The sequence below is a fragment of the Aliiroseovarius sp. YM-037 genome (genome assembly GCF_048060095.1).
GTDB lineage: Bacteria > Pseudomonadota > Alphaproteobacteria > Rhodobacterales > Rhodobacteraceae > JBLUOA01.
Window position 1 is genome coordinate 1,378,174 of the sequence record NZ_JBLUOA010000001.1, and the last position, 25,415, is coordinate 1,403,588.

Consider the following 25,415-nt stretch of genomic DNA (forward strand, 5'->3'; position numbering starts at 1 on the left):
GCGCCGCGATGGGGGCGAGGACGTTCACCTGTGGCCCCGAATATAGCGGCGTTCGTAGCGTGCGCCGAGGCTCGTTAGAATCTCGTACCCGATCGTGTCGGCTGCGTCGGCGAGATCATCAACCGATTGCTGAGTGCCGAGAAGGGTCAGCGCATCCGGCGTGTCATCAAGATGCGTCACATCGACGGTAATCAGATCCATCGACACGCGCCCGACAACAGGGCAGGCGGTATCGCCCGCGAAAAGAGTCGCTCTATTGCTGAGCGCACGATGGATGCCATCGCCATAACCGCCCGACACGGTCGCAATCCGCGTGGGCTGTTCGGCTGTCCATGTGGTGCCGTAGCCGACCGTTTCACCGGGGTCGAGCTCGCGGATTTGAACGACGGGCAGGTCCAGAAAGGCGGCAGGCTGGGCGTCGGTCAGGGGCAGGCCGCCGTATAGCCCAACGCCGGGGCGCGTCACCTCAAAGTGATACTCCGGCCCCAGCAGGATACCACCCGTCGCAGCGAGCGACCGCGGCGCGTCAAACCCTTCGGCCATTTCTTGAAACGCAGCGAGTTGGCGCGTGTTCATCGGGTTGTCCGACTCATCCGCGCAGGCGAGGTGGCTCATCACCAACCGCGGGGATTGGCTTAGCACGATGTCGCGCAGCGCGGCCCATTCCGGCGGCTCCATCCCCAGACGGTTCATGCCGGTATCAAGCTGGATGCCGAACGGATGGCCGGGCAGGGCCTCTAGGTGGCGCGTGACCTGTTCCAGCGAATTCAGCATCGGCGTCAGGCCAAGGTCGGCGATCATGTCCGTGTCGCCGCGCATATGTCCGCTGAACACGCAGATATCGACGGCGGGGCCAAGCGCCTGGCGCACCTTCGCGCCTTCCTCCGCAACCGCGACGAAGAACAGCCGCGCGCCGGCGCGGGCGAGCGCGCGCGCCACCCGGTCGGCACCAAGGCCATAGCCATCGGCCTTCACCACCGCGCCAGTTTCGACGCCGGCGGCGGATTCACTGTCGAGCGTCCGCCAGTTGGCGGCCACGGCGTCCAGATCAATGGTGAGAGTCGCTGTACCCATGAGTGGCGTTTTGCAATTCGCTTGTGAAAGAGGCAAGCCCAAATACCCGGCGCACCGATGGTCGTCGGAAAGTGGTGCCTAATTATTCTGCGCCGCGCTGCCTAAAAGTCAGTGTCCCCAGAGCTTTGCCAGGTTTTCGCAAGGTTACCGAAGCGGGTGAACTGCCCTTCGAAGCTGAGATCGACAGAGCCGATTGGCCCGTGACGCTGCTTGCCGATGATGACTTCGGCCTTGCCGTGCAGGTTTTCCATTTCCTGCTGCCAGGTCGCCATCTTGTCGAGTTCGTGATCGCCGGGTTTTTCGCGTTCCTTGTAGTATTCTTCGCGGAACACGAACATCACGACGTCGGCGTCCTGCTCGATCGAGCCGGATTCACGCAGGTCGGACAATTGCGGGCGCTTGTCTTCGCGGTTCTCGACCTGACGGGAAAGCTGCGACAGGGCGACGACGGGGATGTCGAGTTCCTTCGCGATGGCTTTCAGGCCTTGGGTGATCTCGCTCACCTCATTCACCCGGCTGTCCTTGGCGGTCGCGGGGCGGACAAGTTGCAGGTAGTCAACGAACAGCGCATCCAGCCCGTGGGTCCGTTTCAGGCGCCGTGCACGGGCGGCAAGTTGGCTGATCGGCAGGGCGGGTGTGTCGTCGATGTAAAGCGGGCAGGCCTCCAACTCCTTGGCGGCGTTGACGAAACGGCGGAACTCTTCCTCGGTCATGTCGCCGCGACGGATGCGTTCGGATGGAACCTCGGACGCCTCAGACAGGATACGCGCGGCAAGCTGCTCCGCGCTCATCTCAAGGCTGTAGAACCCGACGACACCGCCATTGACGGCCCCTTCGATCCCATCCGGGGTTTTGCCCTTCTTGTAGGCTTTCGCGATGTTGAACGCGACGTTGGTGGCGAGCGATGTTTTCCCCATCGACGGACGACCCGCGAGGATCAGAAGGTCCGATCGGTGCAAGCCGCCGAGCTTCTTATCAAGGTCACTCAGGCCGGTCGAAACCCCGGCAAGTCCGCCATCCCGTTGGTATGCCGCGTTTGCGACATTCACGGCATCCGTGACGGCCTTCAGGAAGGATTGAAACCCGCTGTCGGATTGCCCCTGTTCGCCAAGCGCATAAAGCTGTTGTTCGGCCTCGACGATCTGCTCTTTCGGCTCGCTCGCCACGTCGATGCTGGCGGCTTTGTCAGCGATGTTGCGGCCAATGCCCATCAATTCGCGCCGGATGGCGAGGTCATAGATCAACTGCGCGTAATCGCGTGCGGCAAAGGATGAAATCGACGCGCCGGCGAGGTTCACGAGGTAAGTCGGACCGCCCAGTTCCGCGAGGCCCGGATCGTCCTCAAGAAACGCCTTCAGCGTCACCGGAGAGGCGATGGCATTCTTGCGAATCCGCGCCTCGGCGGTTTCAAAAATCCGGCCATGCACCGGGTCAAAGAAATGCTGCGCCCCAATGATCGACGCAACGCGATCATAGATTTCGTTGTTCGTGAGTATCGCGCCCAACAGCTGCTGCTCGGCCTCGATATTGTGCGGCATCGTCTCTTGCAGATTGTCGCTCTGCGGACCTGTGCCGATCCTTGCAATCTCGTTCATCTTGCCCCTCTGTCCCTGCCGCATCTCATGCCATATCGGCCCGGAACTGTGCAAATTGTATAAGTCTGTGGATAGGGTGTTTAGAACTTGGCGCCCACCACATATTGACCCACAACTGGGCGCTGCGTCAACATACTGCGGTTTGCTATCGCTATACGTGTTTTACTTTGACCCCACGTCAGGTGGCGAGTTATTGCCGGGCCTCTTGCCACGCGCGGGGCGCTTTCAGAAAGGACTCAACCTCATCCAAAGTCGCTTTGTCAAAGCTGTCAGAGGCGCGCGCGGCGGCAAGAACGTCCCACCATGTGCAGAGGTAAGACAGGCTGACGCCGTGATCTGAAAGGGTTTTCTCAGTTTCGGGGAAGATACCGTAGTAGAAGATCACGGCGGTCCGATCACAGCTCGCTCCGGTGTCGCGGATCGCGTCAACGAAGGAAAGTTTCGATCCACCGTCGGTCGTCAGGTCTTCGACCAGCAGAACGCGCTGCCCCTCACTCATAGCGCCTTCGATTCGGGCGTTGCGGCCGTAGCCTTTCGGCTTCTTGCGCACATAGGTCATCGGCAGCGCCATGCGTTCCGCCACCAGCGCCGCGAACGGGATACCAGCGGTTTCACCGCCGGCGATGTTGTCATACGCCTCAAGTCCCGCGTCGCGCATGACGGTGCAGGTCAGGAAATCCATCAGGGTCGCGCGGATGCGGGGAAAGCTGATCAGCTTACGACAGTCGATATAGGTCGGCGATGGCAGACCAGAGGCGAGCGTGAAGGGCTCCTCCGCATTGAAGTGCACAGCTTCGATATCCAGCAGCATCTTCGCGGTCAGCTCTGCGATGGTTTTCGCGTCGGGGTAGGAGGTCGGGATCATGTCTCTGCTCTCTTCATCTTGCCGTAAATACTCCCGCCGGAGGCATCAAAGTTATCGCCCGACGGTTCGTGTCAGTCGCTGACGTGCCAATGGATCGGGCGGCCGGGATCAAAAACGGTCACGGGGCCGTCTTCAGTGTCGATCTTGTCGGGCCACGTCGCGGCGTTGCCTTTGGTCAGGGTGATGCGGTCTTCATTCAGGGGCAGCCCGTAGAAAGCGGGACCATTCAGCGACGTAAACGCCTCTAGCCGATCAAGCGCGCCGTCCTCATCAAACACCTGCGCCAATATCTGCATCGTGTTCGTCGCGGTGAAACACCCGGCGCAGCCGCAGGCGGTTTCCTTGTTGGCGTCCGTATGCGGCGCGCTGTCCGTCCCAAGAAAGAACGTTGCATCGCCCGAGGTCGCGGCGGCGCGCAGGGCGCGGCGGTGTTCTTCGCGCTTGGCGACAGGCAGGCAGTAATAATGCGGCTTGATTCCCCCAACGAGGATGTGGTTGCGGTTGATAACCAGATGATGCGTCGTGATCGTCGCGCCTATATTCTCGGCGCTTTTCGCGTAGTCGACGCCGTTTGATGTCGTGATGTGCTCCATCACCACCTTCAGACCGGGCGTGTCGCGGCGCAGGGGGTCGAGCACGCGGTCGATGAACACAGCCTCCCGATCGAAAATGTCGATGTCGGAATCGGTGACTTCGCCATGCACGCAAAGGGGCAGGCCGATCTCGGCCATGCGCTCAAGCACCGGGCGCACTATGTCAAAGTCGCGCACCCCAGAGGCGGAGTTCGTCGTCGCCCCGGCAGGGTAAAGTTTGACCGCGTGGATCAATCCATCGGCATGGGCGCGGGCGACATCATCCGCATCGGTCGCTTCGGTCAGGTAAAGCGTCATCAGCGGTTCAAACGCAGCACCTTCCGGCACGGCGGCAGTAATGCGGTCGCGGTATGCGGCGGCATCCGCCCCGGTCACGACCGGCGGCACGAGGTTCGGCATGATGATCGCCCGCGCGAAATGGCGGGTGGTTTCGGGCAGCACAGCGCGCAGCATTGCGCCATCGCGCAGGTGCAGGTGCCAATCGTCGGGACGTCTGAGCGTTACAGTCTGTGTCATCCCGACCCGATTACACAATCCGTCTGTGCGCGACCACTGCTTTCTTGGGGTAGTCATGCGTCAGGCGAAAAGCGGGGTTGCAGGGTTGTCGGTTGTCCTTCGCCAGTGAGGGGCGCACATCAAGGCCAACACGGATACAGACATTCAAGGAACCAGACCAATGGCAACGCTTGCCCACGCTGACACATCCCGCCCCGCATTCTCTCGCCTGCGCACGTTCTTCAAATCAGTTGGCGCGGCGCTTGTGCGTTCCGGTGAATATTCTTCGCGGGTTCGGATGGTTGAACGCTACCAAAATATGTCGGATGAAGAACTTGCGAAACGCGGCATCAAGCGTGACGACATCGTGCGTCACGTATTTGGCGACCTGTTTTACTGCTGATCGGCGGCTATTCCGCCGGTTCGGTTTCCGGTTCCGGGTTGCACACGCCCTGCATACTTAGCCGTTCCATCCGCGCCTGAAGGCGCGGGGCGCGCATTCGGTTGATGACGTTGTTGCAAACTGCGAACGCGAATTCCTCACGCCCATCATCATCCAGACGGCGCACCAGCTTTTCCAGATAGGGAAGATGGCTGCGCCGTTTGCGGTAAAGCGTGTGAAAGCCCAGCGGGGTCAGCGTGCCCTCGCAGGCCATTTCCAGCAGCGGGCGCAGCAGGCCCATCGCTTTCAGGTCCGCTTCGACAGCCCGGCCCGTGCCGCGCAGCCGCAGCTTGCGGGTGTTGCGACGGGTGAAGAGGGCGGCGTGCATCGCATCCTCCACCTCATCCGGGTCGTAGAGAATATAAGCTGCGTCCGCGGCTTCGATCATATCCGGGGCAAAGCCGTAGCGGTCGGTGAACGACGCCCGCCGCATCCGGGCAAAGCGGGTGTCCCACTCCGCCACACGCGGGTCGAGAGAGGCTTGCGGCGACAGTGCCAGCACGGTCGAACCGGGCGCGACGACAGAGAACGCGGCGGCGGCATAGCCGCACATATCGGCGCCGTAAAAGACGACCTGATCGAAATCCTCAAAGAACCCGTCATCGACCAAGCGGTCGAAATATCCATAGATGGCCGGGTCACGGAACCACGTTTGATCGTGGGCAATAATGCATAGATGCGACCAGCCGTGATTCTGCACGATCTCATGGCCGAGCGGCAGGGCTCGCTCCGACGATCTGCGAATCTGGTCGGCGGTTTCAAACGTCACCAGCAGGATCGGATCGCGATCCAGAAAAACGGCGGAGTGTTTCGGGCCGAGGGGTTCGAAATAGCCTTGTTCCTCGCCGAAATCCTCAAGCGCGGCCAGCCAATCTTCAACGGTCGTCAGGCTTTTCAGATCGGGCAGCGGGGCGCTGGGCGTTTCGGTCATTCTTGGTCCTTGTCGGCGTGGTGAAGTCTTCCGTTCGGCGAGTCATTTTGGCGCTCGCCCTCATTCCTAAATGCGGAATTTCAGGCCGTCGGGCAAGCTGTTTTCGGGGCGCGGAACTCGCCTGAAAAACGAACCGGATTTGGGGATGGATTTAGGGGCGCACGAAAGCGACGACCTTACCGCGCGATGTGTCGGGATCATAGATAAGGCCCGCGCGCGACATCGCGTCAAAGATCGCGCCGATTCCTGCTGGGCCGATGGTCTTGGGGTGAAGTTCAATGATCGCGACACGTAAACTGCCGAGGTCAGCCGCGGGGAGCAGCGATGCTTCGCCTCCTTCGATGTCGCAGATCAGAAGCGTAGGTTTCAGTGTCTGCAAGACATCGTTGACGTTGTGCGCGGGTACGGCGACGGTTTCAACGATCCGCCCGCCTGAGGTATAGTCAAGCGATGACGCCACGAAATCGCGCCGAACGTAAAAATCGGCGGTGGTTTCTGGGCCGTCGGTCAGCACCGCGTTTTCAACGCGCGCATCCGTGACGCCGTTCAATTCGTGGACCGTTTTGATATAGGGGATGAGCGTCGGGTTCGCCTCATAGACGGTTATCGCGGCAACGCCCACCTTGCGCGACAGCGCGGTCGAGATGAAACCGATCCCCGCGCCAAGCTCCAACACGCGGTCCTCTGGCCGGGCAAGGCGGAGCAGCGCGTCGTGTTCCTTATTCTCATACCGCCCCTCTCGCAGCAGTTGGCGGCGCTTTGCGGTCAGGATAGACTTGTCGTTCGGGAACTTCATGCCCCGCGACCAGATCATTGATGTGCCGCTATCCTCAGCCACGGATCACGCGCGTTTCAGCGTTACTGTAAACGCGCCGAGGGCAATCAACGCTCCGCCCCCGATCCGGTTGATCCAATGCAAGACCGACGGGCGGCGGATCTGCCGCCGCATCCGGTCGGCCAGCAGCGCGTAGGTCAGGGCATTCACAAAGCCGAGAGCGACGAAACTCGCGATCAGGATAGCGAATTGCGGCAGCAGTGGCGCGTCGGGGCGCAGGAATTGCGGAACAAAGGCGATGAAAAAGCCAATGCTTTTGGGGTTGAGCGCGGTCACGGCAGTCGCGTGCCAGAACACCGCGCGGGCGTCGGTGGGCGGCGTCTCCGCCTCTGGCGTCAGGGGGCGGACGGGACTGCGCAGCAGACGGATGCCGAGGTAGATCAGATAGATCGCACCAACCCATTTTAGAACAGTGAACAGGGTGGCAGAGGTCTGGACCAACGCGCCAAGGCCGGCGAGCGATGCGCTCATCGCCAGAAGATCGCCAAGCGCGACCCCGGCTGCGGTTGCAATCGCAATGCGCCGCCCCTGGCTTAGCGCATAGCTGACGGTCAGCATGACGGTCGGACCCGGAATGATGACCAGAACGAAAGAGGCAAGGACAAACGCCAGCCAGATATCAAATGCCATGAAACCCTCCGCAATTGATCCGACAAAGCCTGAGGGGGTCAGCCATGTCAATGCGCAGCATCCGGGTCGCGGTGGGGCGGGCCTTGGTGAAAGATCGGGCAAAAGGAAAGGATACGACATGACACCGACATTTCACCCCTACGACTCCGATTGGGTCGCCGCGATCCGTGCGGGCGGGCCGGACGCCTACGACCGCCCGGCTGAAAAAGCCGTGTCCGATGGCGGTGGCCATCCGTGCCGGTGTTGCCTGAGCGATGTGGAAAAGGGCGCGCCGATGCTGGTCTGCTCCGCCCGCCCGTTTGAGGGTGTGCATCCCTATGCCGAAACCGGCCCCGTGTTCCTGCATGCCAAGGATTGCAACGCTTGGGCGGGCGAGGGACTACCGCCGATTATCGCCGCGCGGGCCGAGTTTCTGCTGAAGGCCTACTCGGCCAACGAACGGATCGTCGAAGGCACCGGGCGGATCACCAAGACCGAAGACCTCACGGACGCGTTTGAAGCGCTATTCGCCCGGCCCGAGGTTGCGTTCATCGACCTGCGGTCGGCCAGTAACAACTGCTTCCTGACCCGGATCACCCGCGGGTAGGGCGGAAACGAAAGCACCCTCGCGCTGGGCGAGGGTGCTGAAAACTCATACAACGGGATGGCGCAATCTTATTTGCTGAGTGGGCCGATCATCATGATCATCTGGCGGCCTTCCATCTTGGGCATGTTTTCGACCTTGCCGACCTCTTTGGTGTCTTCGGCCACACGCTCCAACAGATTACGACCCAGATCCTGGTGCGCCATCTCACGCCCCCGGAACCGGAGCGAGATTTTAACCTTGTCGCCGTTTTCAAGAAACTTGAACACGTTGCGCATTTTCACATCGTAGTCATGGGTATCGGTGTTCGGTCTGAACTTCACCTCTTTGACTTCGATGATCTTCTGCTTTTTGCGCGCTTCGGATTCGCGCTTTTGCTGTTCGTATTTGTACTTGCCGAAATCCATGATCTTGCAGACCGGTGGATTCGCGTTCGGCGAAATCTCGACAAGATCAAGCCCGGCTTCATCAGCCATTTCCATGGCGCGTTCTGGTGTTACGACACCGGCATTTTCGCCGTCTGCGCCAATAAGCCGGATTTCGGAGGCCCGAATACGGTCGTTGACGCGGGGGCCTGTTTCACGCACCGGCGGGGCGTTGTGTGGTCTACGGGCTATGATATTGATCCTTCGATTGTTAAAACGTCTGCGATTACGGGAAAATAGACGGCGCACCCCGGTGTTTCAACCGGTTATTACCCTTCAATGAGCAATAGGTCGCCACTTAATTGCTGTCTGCTTTTCATTTTCGTCCACATCTGCCATTTAACCGCCAAGCCGCCCGTTCGGAACCCGAGCGGGCCGTAATGCGTTTAATGATTTGCGGAACCTGAAGAGGACTAAAGCTAATGAACAAAACCTGGATCATCATCATCCTGCTCGCTGCTGTTGCGGTCGGTGGGTATGCCTACTTCAGCAACCAAGAGGCTGCGGACGGGGCAATGGAAGAAGCTGCGGAGTCTGTGGAATCCCCGGAAGCGCTTGAAGAAGCGACCGAAGCCGCCGGCGACGCTGCAAGCGAGTCTGCCGAAGGTGTTGCAGATGCCGTTGAAGGTGCTGCGGACGACGCGACAGAAGCTGCAGAAGGTGCCGCCGACGCCGTTGAAGGCGCGGCCGACGACGCAACCGAGGCAGCCGAGGGCGCAGCCGATGCGACGACCGAAGCCGCTGAGGGTGCTGTTGAAGAAGCCACCGAAGCAGCCGAAGGCGCAGCGGAAGCCGTTGAAGGCGCCGCTGATGAGGCTGCCGACGCCGCTGAAGGCGCTGTAGAAGAGGCGACGGAAGCTGCCGAAGGAGCAACCGACGAAGCAACCGAAGCTGTTGAAGGCGCAACCGAGGAAGCCACCGAAGCTGCCGAAGGTGCGACTGAAGCCGCAGAAGGTGCTGGCGACGCAATGGCCGAAGAGGCGCTGACCGAAGAAGGCTTCAACGCCGATCAAGTCGTCGAAATGATCCAGAACTCGGATCTTGGCGATCTGCAGAAATCGGCTCTGACCGCGGCGGTTGAACAAGCCGCCGAAAACCCGGAGCTGATCGACGACGTGCTGACCCAGGTGCGCGGCGCGCTGGGCCAGTAAGCTGAGTTAAGCCAATCGGCCAAAGGTCGGTTGGAAGAAATGAAGAAGCCCCGGAGTTTTCTCCGGGGCTTTTTTATCGAGGTGGGGTGGCCGTTCACCTTATCGCCCGCGCGCGGGTTGAATTGCAGACTCCGTCCCACTAGCGTGATTGGAATGCCTGATCCTGAGCCGCATTCTTCATCTCGTAGAAATTTTCTGAGTTATGCCACTACGGGCTTCGTTGCGACTGCGGTTGGAGCTGGAATTTGGGGGCTAGGCCGAGCGCTCGCACCCGATGCGTCCGTCTTGACGACAAAAACTCTTACGATCGATTTGGATATCGTTCCAGCCGGCGAGCAGCACGTGTATTTACATGTGAATAAACCAGTTTTTGTTCGCCGATTGACCGCGGAGCAAGTGGCGGCGGTCGCCGATACGGATATCACGTCTTTACACGACCGGTTTGCGCAAAATCGGAACCTGGACGACTTTGCTGAAGCAACGGTAGTGAATCGGACGATATCAACTTCGGACGGCACGTTCGTTGTAGTCGTTGGGACTTGCACGCGGAATAGTTGTGTTACGATGTTCGATTTTGGTGATTTCGGTGGCTGGTTTTGCGCGTGCTGTAGCACGCACTACGATGTCATTGGCCGACGTCGCAAAGGTATCGCGCCCAGAAATTTGGATATTCCAAGATTCGCCGTTTCACAGAACACGCTTACGATTTTGCCCGTCCCGGGTCAGCTAAGCCGAGAGCACTATCTAGATTTACTGTTTGGAAGCGGTGGTGCGTGAAGCGGTTGGCAGATGCCGGACCACGGTTGCGCCGCCAGGCACTAGATCAAGCCAACCCCAACCTCACCCCACAAACGCCTTCTCGACGACATACTCTGCCGGGTCCGAATTCGCTCCTTCACGCAACCCGAATCCTTCGAGGATTTCTTTCAGGTCGTTGTTCAACCCGAGCGAGCCGCAGACCATGGCCCGATCCGTTTCGGGCGCCATGCGCTCGATGCCAAGGTCTTTGAATAACGTCCCGTCGCTAAGCAGTGTGGTGATGCGGCCCATCTTGGCGCTCTGCTCGCGTGTGGTCGTCGGGTAATAGCGCAGCTTTTTCAGGTTGTCCTCGCCAATCAGTTCGCCGAGCAATTCGTCGGAACGAATATTCTCAATCAACTGGCGGCTATATTCCAGCTCCGCTACGTCGCGGCAGGTGTGGGTGACGATCACTTCGTCGTAATCTTCATAAGTTTGCGGATCGCGTAGGAGCGAGGCGAAGGGCGCAAAGCCCGTGCCTGTCGCGAAGAACCAGATGCGCTTGCCGGGCAGCAGGGCGTCATGGACCAGCGTGCCGACGGGTTTCGGGCGCAGAATGATCTCATCCCCCGGCTGGATGTGCTGAAGGCGAGAGGTCAGAGGGCCGTCCTGCACCTTGATCGAGTAAAACTCAAGCTCCTCATCCCAACTGGGCGACGCGATGGAGTAGGCGCGCAGCAGCGGGCGGCCATTGTCGCCCATCAGACCGATCATCACGAATTCGCCAGAGCGGAAGCGCAGCGATTGCGGGCGTGTCACGCGGAAGGAAAACAGCCGGTCGGTCCAATGTTTGACCTCGGTCACGGTCTGCGCGTCGGGCAGGGTGGGGACGGCTTTCGCGGTTGCGGTATCGGTCACTTTTACTTGCTCATTCATAGGGTTTGCCGGGGGCGGGCCCCGTCCTCTGTCCTGGTCGATATATTGGGTTTGGTGGCCGGGGTCTAGGCGCGCAGCCGCGACTGATAGTCATGGTCGCGCCAGTTTGCGCGGAACTGCCACTGTTCCTCGGGCTGGCGGGCGGCGAGGTCTTCGGCGATCTCAACCTCATCAAAACCAGCACGGCGGGCCATGGTGTATTGGTCGGCAATCACGTGCCCCTTGGCGCGCAGCCGCCCCTGAAAACCCATCAGGCGCAGGCGGCGGGCGATGGTAAAGCCGCGGCCATCGGCAAAACTGGGGAAATCGACGCGGATCATGTCGATCTGCTCAAGGTGGTCGGTCAGCGTTTCGGGCTGCGCATCTGACGGCAGGTCAATGGCCAGCGCGGGCGGGGTGTTTGCGGGCAGTTCGTCCGCGGTGAAAAAGCCGTGCGCCCAGTCTTCGGGCTGAAAACCTGTGTCGGTCACGATCGTTGTCATTGGGTTTGTCCTTCACTCACGGGTTGGCGAACCATTTTGCCATCGACAAAGTGGATGCCACATTCGGTTTTTTCTTCGCCGCGCCAACGCCCGGCGCGGGGGTCTTCGCCGTCTTTGACGGGCGAGGTGCAGGGCGCACAGCCAATCGACGGATAGCCCTTGGCGACCAGCGGGTGCCGGGGCAGGCGGTTTTCAGTCATATATTCGCGCACGTCTTCCGGTGCCCAATGGGCGAGCGGGTTGATCTTGATCCGCGCGTCGCCCTCGGGTTCGAAAAATTCTAGCGCGGCGCGGGTTCCGCTTTGGAACCGCTTGCGCCCGGTGATCCACGCGTCGAAGCCATGCAGCGCGTGTTGCAGCGGCACGGTTTTGCGCAGGTCGCAGCAGGCGTCCTTGTTGCGTTGGTTCAGCGTGCCGTCCGGGTCCGTCATCGCGATGTCGCGCGGCGCGGGCGTGATCCGGCGCACGTCGGTCAGGCCCAGGCGTTCGGCAAGCTCCATCTGATAGACCAGCGTTTCGGCAAACAGCATCTGCGTGTCGATGAAGATCACCGGCGTCGTGCGATCCATGACAGACACGAGGTGCAACAGCACGACCGACTCCGCCCCAAAGGACGACACCAGCGCGATCCGCCCGACCAAGGGGTCGGACAGCGCACGCTCCAGAACCGAGGTCGCGCCGTGGTGACGGTAGCGTCGGTTCAGTTCCGCGGCACGATCCGCGACGGAAGGGATGGGGGTTTCAAGCGGCATTCTTCTTCTGCGCCTCGGGGTAGAGAATAGCCTTGAACGGTTCCGCGCCAAGGCGGCGGTAGGCTTGAAGGAAGGTTTCCTCCGGGCTTTCGCGCAGGTCGAGGTAGCCGAACACCAGTCGTTCGATGGCGGGCACGATTTCATCGTAGGCAAAACCGGGGCCAGCCCGTTCGCCGACGGTGGTGGATTCCGTGCCGTCGCCGCCAAGAGTGATCTGGTAGTTTTCCACACCCGCGCGGTCGAGGCCGAGTATCCCGATATGACCGACATGGTGATGCCCGCAGGCGTTGATGCAGCCGGAGATTTTGATCTTGAGCGGGCCGATGTCGTGTTCCATCTTCAATTCATCAAACCGGGTCGCAATCTGCTGCGCGACGGGGATCGAGCGCGCCGTGGCTAGCGCGCAATAATCCATACCGGGGCAGGCGATGATGTCAGAGATCAGGCCGATATTCGCGGTGGCAAGGCCTGCCGCTTTCAACTCCGCATGGATCGCAGGCAGGTCCGATTTGTGGACATGCGGCAGGATCACGTTCTGTTCGTGACTAATCCGTAGCTCATCATGGGCATAGCGTTCGGCAAGGTCGGCCATGACGCGCATCTGGTCGCCCGTCGCATCACCCGGTGTCGCGCCATGCGCTTTGAGAGAGATCGAAACAATCGCGTAATCCGGGTTGCGGTGGGCGGTGACGTTCGTATCGCTCCACGACCGGAAAACCGGATCGCTGTTGCGGGAACCAAGGTAGGCGTCGACCGGGGCGGTGCGGAAGGCGGGCGGCGCAAAGTATTCCTCAATCGCTGCAAGATGCTCCTGATCCACGCCAGAGAATTGCGGGCGAATTTCGGCAAAGCGTGCCTCGACCAATTCTCGGATTTTATCGAGCCCGTTTTCGTGAACGGTGATCTTGATCCGGGCCTTGAATTTATTGTCGCGGCGGCCAAGCGTGTTGTAGACGCGGACGATCGCCTCGACATAGGGCAACAGGTCGTGCTTCGGCAGGAAGCTGTTGATTTCCTTTGCGACCATCGGCGTGCGGCCCAGACCGCCACCGACAAAGACGCGGAAGCCGACCTCGCCCGCGTCGTTGCGGACGACCTGAAGGCCGATGTCATGCGATTTGATGACCGCACGGTCATTCGGGCTGCCGGTGACGCCGATCTTGAACTTGCGAGGCAGGAACTGAAATTCCGGATGATCGGTGGACCACTGGCGCAGAAGTTCCGCGATGGGGCGGGGATCTTCGACCTCGTCCCCTGCGGCACCGGCGAAGTGATCGGCGGTGACGTTGCGGATCGTGTTGCCGGATGTCTGGATCGCGTGCATCCCGACATCAGCCAACGCATCAAGCATATCCGGCACGTCCGACAACTTTGGCCAGTTGAACTGGATGTTCTGACGCGTGGTGAAGTGGCCGTAGCCCTTGTCCCAGCGGTCTGCGATCATCGCCAACTGGCGCATCTTGGTGCTGTCGAGCGTGCCGTAAGGGATCGCCACCCGCAGCATATAGGCGTGCAGTTGCAGGTAGAGGCCGTTCATCAGGCGCAGCGGTTTGAATTCATCCTCGGTCAGCGATCCATCGACACGGCGTTCGACCTGGCTGCGGAATTGCGCGTTGCGTTCGCGGACGAAGGCTTCGTCGAACTCGGTATATTTATACATCTGACAGCTCCGTCTGCTTGCCGTGGTCATAGTTTGAAGGGCCGCGTGCGCGGAACCCGTCGCGGAAATGGGTTGGCACGGGGCCGTTGTCGCCCATCGCGGCCTCAGCGAGGTAGGCACCCACCACATAGCCCTGCTGCGCTTCGGCAAAGGCAAGGCGGGTGTTGGCGCGGACCTCATCGGTGATGAATTCGGCATCGCCGTGGCGGCGCGACCACTCATCTTTGGAAGTCAGGTAGATCACGTCGCCTTCGACAAGTGCGTTGGCGGTGACGATCTTCGGTGTGAAAGCGCGGGGCATTAGAGAGCCTCCTTCTGCTGTCGGGGTGCCGTTGGGGTCGCGTCGGTTTCAAGCCGGGCAAGCGCCGCGCGTGGTGCGAGGCCATAGAAGGTCAGCGCAGGGCCGGACATATCATCCTCGGCCAATGCGCCCGGAAGCTCGGCCAGCGTCGTCGCAAGCGTGCGCTGCGCGGGGCGAGAGGCGTTTTCGATCACCGTCACCGGGGTGTCCGGGTTCGCGCCGTGCATCAGCAGGCGACCTTGGATGAACCGCGCGGTTTTCTTGCCCATGTAGATCGCGGCAACCTCGCCTTCACGCGCCAGTGCACGCCAATCGTGTTCGGCGTATCCCTTGGTGTCATGCCCGGTGATGAACCGGACGGAGGAGTTGCGATTGCGTTTCGTCAGGCTTTGCCCGATCCCGGCCACAGCGGCAGAGGCGGCAGTGATCCCCGGCGCGATGCGCCAGCTTACTCCGGCCTCGTCAAGCGCGTCGATTTCCTCGTCAAGCCGCCCGAACACCGTCGGATCACCGGATTTGAGTCGCACGATCTGCGCACCTTCGCGCGCGTGTTCGATCATCAACGCGTTGATGTCGTCCTGCGTCGTGGAGCGGCCGAAGCCCTCTTTCCCAACGTCGATCATCACCGCCTCGCGCCGGGCGAGTTCGAGGATTTCGGGCGATACAAGCCGGTCGTAGATCACGACATCGGCAGCATCGAGCAGTTTGCGCGCCTTCAGCGTCAAAAGCTCAGGATCGCCGGGGCCAGCACCGACAAGGTCAACGTGACCAATGCGGGTTTCTGCGTTCGCATGGTGGTCAAGCAAAGCATCCAGCGCCGGGCGCACTCCGGTTTCGCCATGCGCCTCAAGCGCGGCAGGGCCGGATTTGAAATAGTAATCCGCCCAGAAATCGCGACGTTTGCGGCCCATTGGCAGTTTTTCGACCTTCGCACGAAATGCTTTGCCGATCCGGGAGAGAAGGCCGAGGGAGGACGGCAGCCTCTCTTCCAGATCGGCCTTGATGGCACGGGCAAGCACCGGGGCAGCGCCTTCCGTGCCGATTGCAACCGTGACGGGGTCGCGATCCACGATTGCGGGGGTAATGAACTGGCTGTCACCAAGGTTATCGACGATGTTGACCAACGCGCCGTCTGCTTCGGCCAGCGCGGCAACGCGAGCGTCCTCAGCGTCATCCTCATTCGCGGCGTAGAACAGGACTGCGCCCTTCGCATCGCCCGCCGCAAAGTCGCGGGCTGTTATGGTCAGGCGCCCCTCGGCAGCCCATTGCAGAATCTCGGGGGCGGGGTTGGGCGCGAATACGGTGATCCGGGCCTCGGTCTTCATCAAAAGCCGCAGCTTTGCCAGCGCGGCCTCTCCACCGCCGGAAACGACGATTGCGCGGCCCTCAACAGCCATGAAGATCGGGAAGTGTTTCATCGGATACGTCCAAATACTGCGGTTTCAGGGGTTGATATTAGGATATTTTCCCGATTAGACACCAGTAGCCGGGGCGAATAAGGAAAATTGTTCCAACTGGCGACGACATCGGAACACGCGTTCCGTTTGAGAGAAGGAAACAGAATGCCCGTTCGCCTGGATGAGATTGATCGAAAGATCCTGAAAGAACTGCAGCAAGACGCGAGCCAATCGCTCGACGATATCGCGAAGAAAGTCGGGTCGAGCAAGACGCCCGTCTGGAACCGGATTCGCAAGCTGAAAGAGGCCGGGATCGTTGGTCAGCAAACCGTGATGCTGGACGCCGAAGCACTGGGGTTCGAGGCGTGTTTCTTCGTCCTGATCCGCACGTCGGAGCATGAGGCCGACTGGCAGCAGAAATTCCTGAAAGCCCTGCAGGATCGCTCCGAAGTGCTGGAGGCGCACCGGCTGGCGGGCGATATCGACTATATCCTGAAAGTGCGGGTCAAGAACGCGCGGGCCTATGACGAGTTCTACCAAGCGCTGATCGCCGAGGTTCGGATTTACAACGTCACCGCGTTGCTTTCGATGGAAGAGTTGAAATCAACGACGATGCTGCCGTTGTGAAGGGGGGTGGGGGTTCGGTTGGAGGCCTAACCTACCGCCTAGCGAACGCGCGGCTTGAGACCGAAATAGAATTCTTGGCAGGGTCCTTTGCATTGGCGAAGCAGTAACCATCGGCACGATGGATAGAGCCAAATTTCAATCCGCGCTTCTCTGAGGCACGGCAAAACCTTTCGACATCCTTTACATCGAACACGAGCTTGACAAGCGTTTGACCTTCTCGTCTGCCGGCCGACATTGGGTGCAAAAGTATATTGCTACCAGACCCTTGAGCGACAAGTTCAACAATCCTATCATCCTCAACACGCAGAACTTCAAAGCCGAAATGCGTGCGATAGAAGTCCGCGACTTCTTCGAGTTTCTTGGTATAGATAATGATACGGCCAAGCTGCATCGACTTTGCGACCTCCAAGTTTAGCTCGGCACAAAGTTAGCGTTAGTCTGCTGAAAACGCCAACAGCAGGTTTGTCCGCACTGCCGCCATCTAATACGTAACCCGCAACCCCTCCAGCCCGTGAAAATGATAGAGGTTCGCATAGGTCGGCGGCTCCACCAGCCTCATCCCCGGACAGCGTTGAAACAGGATCGGCAGGGCGATGTTCAGTTCAAGCCGGGCGAGGGGGGCGCCGACGCAGAAATGGACGCCTGCGCCGAAGGCGGTGTTGGGGCGGATCGGGCGGGTGATGTCGAACCTATCGGCATCGGGCCAGATCGCGGCGTCGCGGTTGGCGGAGCCGAGGAGGAGGCCGACTTCGTCGCCCTTGCGGAAAGTGTGACCGGCGACCTCCGCGTCTTCATAGGCCCAGCGGGTGAACATATGAAGTGGCGGGTCGTAGCGCAGAACCTCTTCGGTGATTTGTTCAATTGTGTCAGCGGATTGAACGGCATCGATAAGGTCGCGCTCCAGCAACGCCTTCACACCGTTTCCAAGCGTGTGCACTGTCGCCTCATGCCCTGCGTTCAGCAGCAGGATGCAGGTCGAGATCAACTCGTCGGTCGACAGCTTCTCTCCGTCTTCCTCGGCCGCGATCAGGCTGGTGATAAGATCATCTGCCGGGCGCGCGCGGCGTTCGTCGACGTAACTGCGCATGAAATCGGCGAAGGCGGCGCTTGCCGCAGCGGCGGCGTCCTCATCCGCGCGGGTGCGGCGGGCCTGATACATCGTGACCATCGCGTTTGACCAACGAAGGAGCGTATCCGCCATATCCTCCGGCACGCCAAGCAGACGGCAGATGACGATGACCGGCAGTTTCTGCGCGAAAGCGGGCAGAAGGTCGACGTCGCCCGCCGGGAACGCGTCGATCAACTCGTGGCAGAGCGTTTCGATTTCCGGCCCAAGCCCCGCGATTCGGCGGGAGGTGAAGGCGCGCATCACCAGCCCGCGCAGGCGGGGATGCCGGGGCGTTTCGAGTTCCAGCATCGAATGGGCTTCCACAGCGTAAAAGGGCGCGAGGTGGTCGGGGATCGGGCTGCGCTTGTTCGCCGGGATTTCGCGGCCGAAGCGGCGATCCCGCAGCAGGGCGTTCACCGCGGCGTAGCTTGTGGCGCAGGCCATGCCGTAGTCTTTCCACCAGATCACGTCACCGGCGTCGCGACAGCGGGCGTAGAACGGATAGGGGTTCTGAACGAATGCCGGATCGGTCGGGGATTGCGACAGGGTTTGCACGGGATGCGGGCCTTTCTTGCTGCACCATCCTTGTCCTGAAAGAGTCTGGTCATTGCAACCCCGCCTGATTAGGCTTTCCCGACGTCACGCCGGAAGGGGAACATGCCGCGTCGGGTCTTTGCCATTGTCGGGTTTCTGCTGGCCGTCGCGCTGTTTGCGGGCGGCGTCTGGTGGTTCAGCTATACTTCGGCGCTGGAACAGGTGGCCGAACGGGGGCGGGCGAACCTCAACTCCGCCAGCGATCGGCTGGTTGGCCAGCTACAGCGGTTCCGGCAGGTGGCGGTGCAACTCGCCGATCATCCGGTGATGGTGGCCGTAGCGCGGGGCGAGGGCAATATCCGCGCGGCTGAGGCGCTGATGCTGCGGACGGCGGATCAAAGCGGATCGTTGGAGATTACATTCCTATCGCAGCGTGGGGTCGTGCTTGCGTCGTCCCGGCGCGGGGCGGCGGGGGTGTCGCTGGCCTCAACCCCCTATTTTGAACGGGCGATGCACGGGGCGCTTGGTGTCGATCATGCCACCCTGAACCGCGGCCAGACCCGCGCGTTTTCCTTTGCTGCGCCCGTTTTTGTGGGGGATGACCCCGCCGGGGCGGTGCTCGTCCGTGTCGATATGGAAACGATCGAGGAAAGCGACTGGCGCAGCGCACCGCAAGTTGTGTTCTTTACCGATCAGGATGGGATCATCTTTGTCACAAACCGGTCAGAACTGTTGCTGCGTGCGCGGGGCGACACGGATCAGGGGCCATTCATGTCGCATCGCGAGCGGCGTCTTGATGGCCTTGCGATCTGGTCGCTGGACGCCGGGCGCTATCTGCCGAAACGCGCGATCCATCTGGAACGCCCCTTGCCGGTGATCGGAATGACGGGCGAGGCGTTGATTGATACGGCTCCGGCTGAACGGCTCGCCTTTCTGCAAGCGGCGGTGGCGGCGGCGTTGTGTCTTGCCTTCGGTGCGTTTCTGTTTCTTGCAACCGAACGACGCCGGGCGCTGGCGATTGCCAACGCGGACCTTGAACACCGCGTGTCCGACCGCACGGCGGAATTGGTTGCGGTCAACCAATCGCTGCGTCACGAGATCGCGGAGCGGGAAGAGGCCGAAGCGCAGTTGAAGAAGGCGCAGGCGGATCTTGTGCAGGCCGGCAAACTGTCGGCGCTTGGCCAGATGTCCGCAGGGATCAGCCACGAGTTGAACCAGCCGCTTATGGCGATCCAGTCGTTTTCCGAGAATGCCGAGGAGTTCATGAAACGCGGCAAACCCGATGTCGCCGCGCAGAACCTGTCGCGCATCTCGGAGCTCGCCCGCCGGATGGGACGGATCATCAAGAACCTGCGCGCCTTTGCGCGGCAGGAAAGCGAACCACTCTCGGATGTCGATATCGTTGCGGTGATTGAAGCATCACTGGAACTGGCCGAGGCGCGCATTCGCAACGCCGAGGTTGCGGTCGCGTGGCAACCGCCCGCCGACCCAATCCTTGTTCGCGGAGGGGAGGTGCGCTTGCAGCAGGTTGTGACGAACCTCATGTCAAATGCGATTGACGCTATGGAAGGCGCGGCAGAGAAACGCTTGGAACTGTCGCTGTCTTCGGCGGATGGAAAGGTCTGTTTGCGGGTGCGCGATACCGGGCCGGGGCTTGATGACCCCGAGAAGATATTCGACCCGTTCTACACCACGAAATCGGTCGGTCACCCCGATGGGATGGGGCTGGGCCTGTCGATCTCCTACGGGCTTGTGCAAAGCTTTGGCGGCGCGATCCGTGGGCGCGACCACCCGGAGGGCGGGGCCGTGTTCTCGGTCGAATTGACAGCGGTTGAGGGTGCGGAGAAGGACGTGGCCGCATGACCGCGCGGGTTCTTCTGGTGGACGATGATCGGTCGGTGCGCGATGCGCTTGGGCAGACGTTGGAACTTGCCGACTACGACGCGACGCTCGCAGGCAGCTATATCGAGGCGAAAGACCACATCCAGCCCGATTTTGACGGTGTCGTCGTGACAGACATTCGAATGCCGGGGAAGGATGGGTTCGCGCTGCTGGATTATGCGCGCGGGGTCGACCCGGACCTTCCGGTGATCTTGTTGACCGGCGAAGGCGATATTCCGATGGCGGTCAAAGGGATCTCTGCTGGAGCGTTTGAGTTCTTGGAAAAACCATGCAACCCCAATGATTTGTTGGCCGTTATTGAGCGTGCGCAGAAAGCCCGGCGGCTGGTGATGGAGAACCGCCGCCTGAAGTATCAGCTGGAGACTGGAGATGCCGCCTCGCGCATGATTTTCGGGCAATCGCGTCTTGTCGAACAACTCCGCGCCCGTGTGCGCAGCGTCGCGAAAGCAGGGGCAGAGGTGTTGGTGCATGGAGAGCCGGGAACAGGCGTCGCGAAGGTCGCAGAGGTCATTCACCTGCTGTCGCCCGAGGCGATGCGCCCGTTTCGCAAGGTGGCGGCGGCGTCCTTCACGGCTGACACGATAGCGCAAGCGGTTGAAAACGCGGCGGATGGCGGCACGCTGTTCATCGACGAAATCGCCGACCTGTCCGCCACGTCGCAGTTCGCGCTGCTGGGTGCCTTGGAAAACCCGACCCCGGTGCGCCTGATCGCGGGCACCTATCGCGACTTGCAGGACGAGGCGCTTGCCGGGCGGTTCAATCCCGATCTTTACTACCGACTCGACGTGATGAGCGTTCGTATCCCCGCAATACGGGAGAGGGCGGAGGACATTCCCGTTCTGTTTCGCCATTATGTGACCATCGCCTGCGAACAGGCGGACCTGCCCATGCCCGAAATCACGCCCGATGTGCTGTACCGCCTGATGGCGCAGGACTGGCCGGGGAACGCGCGGTCGCTGATGAACGCAGCGATGCGCTTTGCCATGGGGTTGTCAGAGGCGGACGATGCCGCAGAACTGGGGTTGGCAGAGCAACTTGCGAAGGTCGAACGCTCCCTTCTGATCGAAGCGTTGCGGCGGCAGGCGGGCAATGCCACGGACGCGGCGAAGGCACTAAAGCTGCCACGAAAGACCTTTTACGACAAGCTGATGCGCCACGGGATTCGAGCGGATCGCTACCGTGACTGAGTGTGCGAAAAACCGCACACACCCGATTCCGATCTGTGCGAGATTTCGCCACAGCGCGGAAGCCTCGTTCAAGTTTGACATGAAATAGTGTCCGCATCACTCTGATAAAGCTTCAGAAAACGATCGGGTACTTTTATTCCAATCTATTTCTTGAATGACGACCCAGCGCGGGTTTTTATCGCGGTAGTGCACCGGAAGGGTGCTCTGACCCAAACTTCAATGCTCTGGGAGGAGACAAGATGAAATTCCTGACCGCCGCCGCGGCCGCCGTGGCCCTTAGCTTTACCGCACAAGCCGCCAGCGCGTCCTGTGAAGAGGGCGAAGTCGTCGTCAAATTCGCGCACGTGACCAACACCGACCGCCACCCCAAGGGGATCGCCGCGTCGCTGCTTGAAGAGCGCGTGAACGAAGAGATGAACGGTTCCATGTGCATGGAGGTCTTCCCGAACTCCACGCTTTATGATGACAACAAGGTGCTTGAAGCGATGCTGCAAGGTGACGTGCAGCTTGCCGCGCCGTCCTTGTCGAAATTCGAAGCCTTCACCGGCGTTTTCCAGATCTATGACCTACCGTTCATGTTTGAAAACATCGAAGCCGTGAACGCGTTTCAGCAGTCCGAGGCAGGGCAGGCGATGCTTGACAGTATGCAGCGCCGCGGCCTTCAGGGGCTGGCCTACTGGCACAACGGGATGAAGCAGATGTCGGCCAACGTGCCGCTGCTTGAGCCGTCCGATGCAAATGGCCTGAAATTCCGGGTTCAGCCCTCTGACGTGCTGGTTGCGCAGATGGAAGCCATGGGTGCAAACCCGCAGAAAATGGCGTTCTCCGAAGTCTACGGCGCACTGCAACAGGGCGTTGTGGATGGACAGGAAAACACCTGGTCCAACATCTACGGCCAGAAATTCTATGAAGTTCAGGACGGCACGACCGAAACCAACCACGGCATTCTCGATTACCTCGTCGTGACCTCGACCGAATGGCTCGACACGCTTGAACCGGACGTGCGCGACCAGTTCCTGACGATCCTCGGCGAAGTGACCGAGACGCGGAACGCTGAATCAACAGCCGTTGACCTTCAGGCGCGTCAGTCGATCGTCGACGCAGGCGGCGAGATCCGTGAACTGACGCCGGAACAGCGTCAGGCGTGGGTCGATGCGATGAAGCCGGTCTGGGAGCAGTTCTCAGAAGATGTCGGACAGGACAATATCGACGCAGCACAGGCGATCAACGCCAGCATGTAAGCTGAAATCGGCGCGGGCCCAATGCGGGTCCGCGCCCTTTTTCTAACTGAACGGCAGAAGAAGGGGGCATCGCCATGCATCCGAAGCCGGGTGAGACTTTCATCGACAAGATCGAGGAAACGATAATCGCGTTCCTGCTTGGGGCGATGACGCTGATTACTTTCGCCAACGTGATCGCGCGATACGGGTTTAATAAGAACATCCTGTGGGCGCTGGAATCGACTGTGTTCATGTTTGGTTGGCTTGTTCTTCTTGGCACGTCCTATGCCGTAAAAAAGGGCGCGCACCTTGGGGTGGATGCGATCATCAACATCGTCTCCCCGCCGGTTCAGCGGCTGCTTGGCATGGTGGCCATTTCGGTCTGCATTATCTTTTCGTTCCTGCTGTTGAAGGGCGCTTGGGATTATTGGGCGAACTTCGCGAACCTGCCGGCAACGACGGGGCGCTGGTTCCCGACAGGGTTTGAAGAGATGCGCCCGACCTCGTATCGCGGCTGGTACGAAGTGACGGATATTCCGCATCCCGGCATCCTTGGCTGGATGGAAGGCGTCTTTAACGAAGGCGAATCCTACAACAAGATGCCGCGCCTGATCCCGTATCTCGTGTTGCCGTTGTCGATGGCGCTTTTGTTGTTCCGCTTTATTCAGGCGGGCTGGGCGCTTGTGACTGGCAAGATCGACCGCATTGTCGCGAGCCATGAGGTTGAAGACGAAATCGAAGAAGCGCGCGAACGCGCCGGGGGGAATTCGTAATGGAAGTCGCACTTCTTTTTCTGATGGTGATCAGCCTGATGCTGATCGGGGTTCCGATTTCGGTCAGCCTTGGCATGTCGTCCGTTCTGTTCCTTCTGTGGTTCTCGGACAGCTCACTCGCATCGGTCGCGCAAACCTTGTTCAGCGCGTTCGAGGGGCACTTTACCTTGCTTGCGATCCCGTTCTTCATCCTCGCCTCGACCTTCATGTCGACGGGTGGGGTGGCGCAGCGGATCATTCGGTTTTCCATCGCCTGTGTTGGACATTTTCAGGGCGGCCTCGCCATCGCGGGCGTGTTCGCCTGCATGATGTTCGCGGCGCTGTCCGGATCGTCCCCGGCCACGGTTGTTGCAATCGGGTCGATCGTGATCGCGGCGATGACGCAGGCGGGCTATACCAAGGAATTCGCCGCGGGCGTGATCTGTAACGCGGGCACGCTTGGCATTCTGATCCCGCCGTCCATCGTGATGGTCGTCTATGCCGCCGCCGTCGAGGTGTCCGTCGGGCGGATGTTCCTTGCCGGTGTCATTCCCGGCATCATGGCCGGTGTCATGTTGATGATCGCGATCTATGTCATGGCGCGGATCAGGAACATGCCGAAGGGCAACTGGGCCGGATGGGGCGAAGTCTGGGCCTCGTTCCGCGATGCGGGCTGGGGGCTGTTGCTGATCGTCATCATCATGGTCGGGATCTACGGAATCCCCGGCATCACCGGCGCGATCTTCACACCGACGGAGGCTGCCGCCGTGGCTTCGGTCTACGCGTTCTTTGTCGCGACCTTCATTTATCGCGACATGGGGCCGCTGGCGCGGGGCGAAGATGGCGGAAAAATCAGCCTTCTCAGAAAGCCCTACGCCGTGCTGACCGCGTTCTTCCACAAGGACACGCAGCGCACGTTGTTTGAGGCGGGGAAACTGACCGTCACGCTGATGTTCGTGATCGCCAACGCGCTGATCCTGAAGCATGTGCTGACCGAAGAACAGGTGCCGCAGCAAGTGGCGAACGCCATGCTGTCCGCCGGGTTCGGGCCGGTCATGTTCCTTGTCGTCGTGAACGTGATCCTGCTGATCGGTGGTCAGTTCATGGAGCCGTCGGGCCTTCTGGTCATCGTGGCACCGCTGGTGTTCCCGATTGCGATTCAGCTTGGGATCGACCCGATCCATCTGGGGATCATCATGGTCGTGAACATGGAAATCGGGATGATAACACCGCCTGTTGGGTTGAACCTGTTCGTCACCTCGGGCGTCGCGGGTATGCCGATGATGAGTGTTGTAAAGGCAGCGCTGCCGTTCCTTGGCGTGCTGTTTATCTTCCTGATTATGGTAACGTATATCCCGTGGATATCGACGTTCCTGCCGACCCTGATGATGGGGCCGGAACTGATCATACAATAGGGCAGTTGGCCGGGGGGCTAGTGCTTCCCGGCCGCTTCCAACGCCTTGATAATAAGCGAAAAATCCACCGCCTTCAGCGACGCACCACCGACCAATGCGCCGTCGACATTGGACACTTCGAAGATGTCGGTGGCGTTGTCGGGCTTCACTGATCCGCCATAAAGAATGCGCGTCGAAAGGCCGACGCCTTCGCCAAAGCGGCGTTCCAGACGGGCGCGGATGAAATCATGCACTTCGCCAATCTGGTCGAGCGTCGGGACTTTCCCGGTGCCAATGGCCCAGATCGGTTCATACGCGATCACGAGGTTTGAGGCGTTGGCGATATCGGGGATCGATCCGGCAAGCTGACCCGCGATGATGTCGAGCGTATTGGCCGCGTCGCGCTGGGTTTCGGATTCACCGACGCAGATCACGGCGGTCAGCCCGGCTTCAATCGCGATGCGGGCCTTGGCGCGAACGTCTTCGCTGCTTTCGCCGTGGTCCTCGCGCCGTTCCGAATGGCCGAGGATGACGTGGGTTGCCCCCGCATCGACAAGCATCGCGGCAGAGATATCGCCGGTATGCGCGCCGGACTCCGCCGGGTGGCAATCCTGACCGCCGGTCGCGATGGGAGAGCCTGCAAGCCGCCCCGACAAACGATGCAGTAGGGTTGCGGGCGGGCACAGCAGGATGTCGATATCGGTGTTCCGATGGGCGGCCTGCAAGGCGTCCGCTTCGTTCATTGCGGGCGCGAGGCCATTCATCTTCCAGTTTCCTGCAGCCAATTTCCGACGCATACCCGTCCC

The 25,415-nt window shown here is 60.5% G+C and carries 27 protein-coding genes; 10 read left to right on the forward strand and 17 right to left on the reverse strand.

Annotated features, from left to right (window positions below):
• Positions 1–24 precede the first annotated feature (24 nt).
• From alr to pyrC, 4 genes are all read right to left on the reverse strand, one after another.
• Positions 25–1,074: an alanine racemase gene (gene alr / locus ACEWPJ_RS06805; protein ID WP_416511915.1), complete on the reverse strand. Its 1,050-nt coding sequence runs from the start codon at positions 1,072–1,074 to the stop codon at positions 25–27.
• 101 nt (positions 1,075–1,175) lie between these two features.
• Complete coding sequence (locus ACEWPJ_RS06810) at positions 1,176–2,669, reverse strand: replicative DNA helicase (protein WP_416511916.1); 1,494 nt, start codon at positions 2,667–2,669, stop codon at positions 1,176–1,178.
• 190 nt (positions 2,670–2,859) lie between these two features.
• The gene (locus ACEWPJ_RS06815; protein ID WP_416511918.1) at positions 2,860–3,534 is read right to left on the reverse strand and encodes an orotate phosphoribosyltransferase; all 675 of its coding nucleotides are present in this window, start codon (positions 3,532–3,534) and stop codon (positions 2,860–2,862) included.
• Between the two features lie 71 nt (positions 3,535–3,605).
• Positions 3,606–4,643: a dihydroorotase gene (pyrC, locus tag ACEWPJ_RS06820; protein WP_416511919.1), complete on the reverse strand. Its 1,038-nt coding sequence runs from the start codon at positions 4,641–4,643 to the stop codon at positions 3,606–3,608.
• A gap of 160 nt (positions 4,644–4,803) precedes the next feature.
• Between pyrC and ACEWPJ_RS06825 the strand changes: the two genes are divergently transcribed.
• Positions 4,804–5,025 carry a DUF1127 domain-containing protein gene (locus tag ACEWPJ_RS06825; RefSeq protein WP_416511921.1) on the forward strand — a complete coding sequence of 74 codons (222 nt, stop codon included), beginning with the start codon at positions 4,804–4,806 and terminating at the stop codon, positions 5,023–5,025.
• A 7-nt stretch (positions 5,026–5,032) separates the two neighbouring features.
• Here the strand turns inward: ACEWPJ_RS06825 and ACEWPJ_RS06830 are convergent, their stop codons facing one another.
• The 3 genes from ACEWPJ_RS06830 to ACEWPJ_RS06840 form a co-directional block, all read right to left on the reverse strand.
• Complete coding sequence (locus tag ACEWPJ_RS06830) at positions 5,033–5,995, reverse strand: phosphoadenosine phosphosulfate reductase (protein ID WP_416511923.1); 963 nt, start codon at positions 5,993–5,995, stop codon at positions 5,033–5,035.
• Between the two features lie 151 nt (positions 5,996–6,146).
• Positions 6,147–6,833, reverse strand: coding sequence for an FkbM family methyltransferase (locus ACEWPJ_RS06835; protein WP_416511924.1), 687 nt, complete (start codon positions 6,831–6,833; stop codon positions 6,147–6,149).
• 3 nt (positions 6,834–6,836) lie between these two features.
• Positions 6,837–7,460 carry a LysE family translocator gene (locus tag ACEWPJ_RS06840; RefSeq protein ID WP_416511926.1) on the reverse strand — a complete coding sequence of 208 codons (624 nt, stop codon included), beginning with the start codon at positions 7,458–7,460 and terminating at the stop codon, positions 6,837–6,839.
• On the opposite strand from ACEWPJ_RS06840, the gene ACEWPJ_RS06845 reads away from it, so the two are divergent.
• Entirely contained in the window at positions 7,459–8,046 is a 588-nt protein-coding gene (locus tag ACEWPJ_RS06845) for a DUF1203 domain-containing protein (protein ID WP_416511928.1), read from the forward strand. The two genes, ACEWPJ_RS06840 and ACEWPJ_RS06845, sit on opposite strands and share 2 nt — an antisense overlap.
• A 68-nt stretch (positions 8,047–8,114) precedes the next feature.
• Here ACEWPJ_RS06845 and infC read toward each other — a convergent pair whose 3' ends face one another.
• Complete coding sequence (infC, locus tag ACEWPJ_RS06850) at positions 8,115–8,660, reverse strand: translation initiation factor IF-3 (RefSeq protein WP_416513016.1); 546 nt, start codon at positions 8,658–8,660, stop codon at positions 8,115–8,117.
• A gap of 230 nt (positions 8,661–8,890) precedes the next feature.
• Here infC and ACEWPJ_RS06855 point away from each other — a divergent pair, with 230 nt between their 5' ends.
• A complete protein-coding gene (locus tag ACEWPJ_RS06855; RefSeq protein ID WP_416511931.1) occupies positions 8,891–9,619 on the forward strand; it encodes a hypothetical protein in 729 nt (242 codons plus the stop codon).
• A gap of 153 nt (positions 9,620–9,772) precedes the next feature.
• A complete protein-coding gene (gene petA, locus ACEWPJ_RS06860; RefSeq protein WP_416511932.1) occupies positions 9,773–10,396 on the forward strand; it encodes a ubiquinol-cytochrome c reductase iron-sulfur subunit in 624 nt (207 codons plus the stop codon).
• Between the two features lie 63 nt (positions 10,397–10,459).
• Here the strand turns inward: petA and ACEWPJ_RS06865 are convergent, their stop codons facing one another.
• From ACEWPJ_RS06865 to cysG, 6 genes are all read right to left on the reverse strand, one after another.
• Positions 10,460–11,293: a ferredoxin--NADP reductase gene (locus ACEWPJ_RS06865; RefSeq protein ID WP_416511934.1), complete on the reverse strand. Its 834-nt coding sequence runs from the start codon at positions 11,291–11,293 to the stop codon at positions 10,460–10,462.
• Between the two features lie 65 nt (positions 11,294–11,358).
• A complete protein-coding gene (locus ACEWPJ_RS06870) occupies positions 11,359–11,775 on the reverse strand; it encodes a DUF934 domain-containing protein (RefSeq protein ID WP_416511935.1) in 417 nt (138 codons plus the stop codon).
• A complete protein-coding gene (locus tag ACEWPJ_RS06875) occupies positions 11,772–12,527 on the reverse strand; it encodes a phosphoadenylyl-sulfate reductase (protein ID WP_416511936.1) in 756 nt (251 codons plus the stop codon). The genes ACEWPJ_RS06870 and ACEWPJ_RS06875 overlap by 4 nt, the downstream gene beginning before the upstream one ends.
• A complete protein-coding gene (locus ACEWPJ_RS06880) occupies positions 12,517–14,187 on the reverse strand; it encodes a nitrite/sulfite reductase (protein ID WP_416511937.1) in 1,671 nt (556 codons plus the stop codon). Before ACEWPJ_RS06880 ends, ACEWPJ_RS06875 begins: the two co-directional genes overlap by 11 nt.
• Positions 14,180–14,488, reverse strand: a complete 309-nt coding sequence (locus ACEWPJ_RS06885; protein WP_416511938.1) for a DUF2849 domain-containing protein — start codon at positions 14,486–14,488, stop codon at positions 14,180–14,182. Before ACEWPJ_RS06885 ends, ACEWPJ_RS06880 begins: the two co-directional genes overlap by 8 nt.
• The gene (gene cysG, locus ACEWPJ_RS06890; RefSeq protein WP_416511940.1) at positions 14,488–15,906 is read right to left on the reverse strand and encodes a siroheme synthase CysG; all 1,419 of its coding nucleotides are present in this window, start codon (positions 15,904–15,906) and stop codon (positions 14,488–14,490) included. Before cysG ends, ACEWPJ_RS06885 begins: the two co-directional genes overlap by 1 nt.
• Positions 15,907–16,050: 144 nt before the next feature.
• On the opposite strand from cysG, the gene ACEWPJ_RS06895 reads away from it, so the two are divergent.
• A complete protein-coding gene (locus tag ACEWPJ_RS06895) occupies positions 16,051–16,512 on the forward strand; it encodes an Lrp/AsnC family transcriptional regulator (protein ID WP_416511942.1) in 462 nt (153 codons plus the stop codon).
• Positions 16,513–16,543: 31 nt separating this feature from the next.
• Here ACEWPJ_RS06895 and ACEWPJ_RS06900 read toward each other — a convergent pair whose 3' ends face one another.
• The gene (locus ACEWPJ_RS06900; protein ID WP_416511944.1) at positions 16,544–16,903 is read right to left on the reverse strand and encodes a VOC family protein; all 360 of its coding nucleotides are present in this window, start codon (positions 16,901–16,903) and stop codon (positions 16,544–16,546) included.
• A 90-nt stretch (positions 16,904–16,993) separates the two neighbouring features.
• Complete coding sequence (locus ACEWPJ_RS06905; protein ID WP_416511945.1) at positions 16,994–18,175, reverse strand: cytochrome P450; 1,182 nt, start codon at positions 18,173–18,175, stop codon at positions 16,994–16,996.
• Between the two features lie 102 nt (positions 18,176–18,277).
• On the opposite strand from ACEWPJ_RS06905, the gene ACEWPJ_RS06910 reads away from it, so the two are divergent.
• From ACEWPJ_RS06910 to ACEWPJ_RS06930, 5 genes are all read left to right on the forward strand, one after another.
• Positions 18,278–20,017, forward strand: coding sequence for an ATP-binding protein (locus ACEWPJ_RS06910; RefSeq protein WP_416511947.1), 1,740 nt, complete (start codon positions 18,278–18,280; stop codon positions 20,015–20,017).
• Positions 20,014–21,243, forward strand: coding sequence for a sigma-54-dependent transcriptional regulator (locus tag ACEWPJ_RS06915; RefSeq protein ID WP_416511948.1), 1,230 nt, complete (start codon positions 20,014–20,016; stop codon positions 21,241–21,243). Before ACEWPJ_RS06910 ends, ACEWPJ_RS06915 begins: the two co-directional genes overlap by 4 nt.
• A gap of 239 nt (positions 21,244–21,482) precedes the next feature.
• Positions 21,483–22,484, forward strand: a complete 1,002-nt coding sequence (locus ACEWPJ_RS06920) for a DctP family TRAP transporter solute-binding subunit (RefSeq protein WP_416511949.1) — start codon at positions 21,483–21,485, stop codon at positions 22,482–22,484.
• Positions 22,485–22,558: 74 nt separating this feature from the next.
• The gene (locus tag ACEWPJ_RS06925) at positions 22,559–23,236 is read left to right on the forward strand and encodes a TRAP transporter small permease (protein WP_416511951.1); all 678 of its coding nucleotides are present in this window, start codon (positions 22,559–22,561) and stop codon (positions 23,234–23,236) included.
• Complete coding sequence (locus ACEWPJ_RS06930; protein WP_416511953.1) at positions 23,236–24,630, forward strand: TRAP transporter large permease; 1,395 nt, start codon at positions 23,236–23,238, stop codon at positions 24,628–24,630. The genes ACEWPJ_RS06925 and ACEWPJ_RS06930 overlap by 1 nt, the downstream gene beginning before the upstream one ends.
• 17 nt (positions 24,631–24,647) lie before the next feature.
• Here ACEWPJ_RS06930 and tpiA read toward each other — a convergent pair whose 3' ends face one another.
• Entirely contained in the window at positions 24,648–25,406 is a 759-nt protein-coding gene (gene tpiA, locus ACEWPJ_RS06935; RefSeq protein ID WP_416511955.1) for a triose-phosphate isomerase, read from the reverse strand.
• Positions 25,407–25,415: the final 9 nt, after the last annotated feature.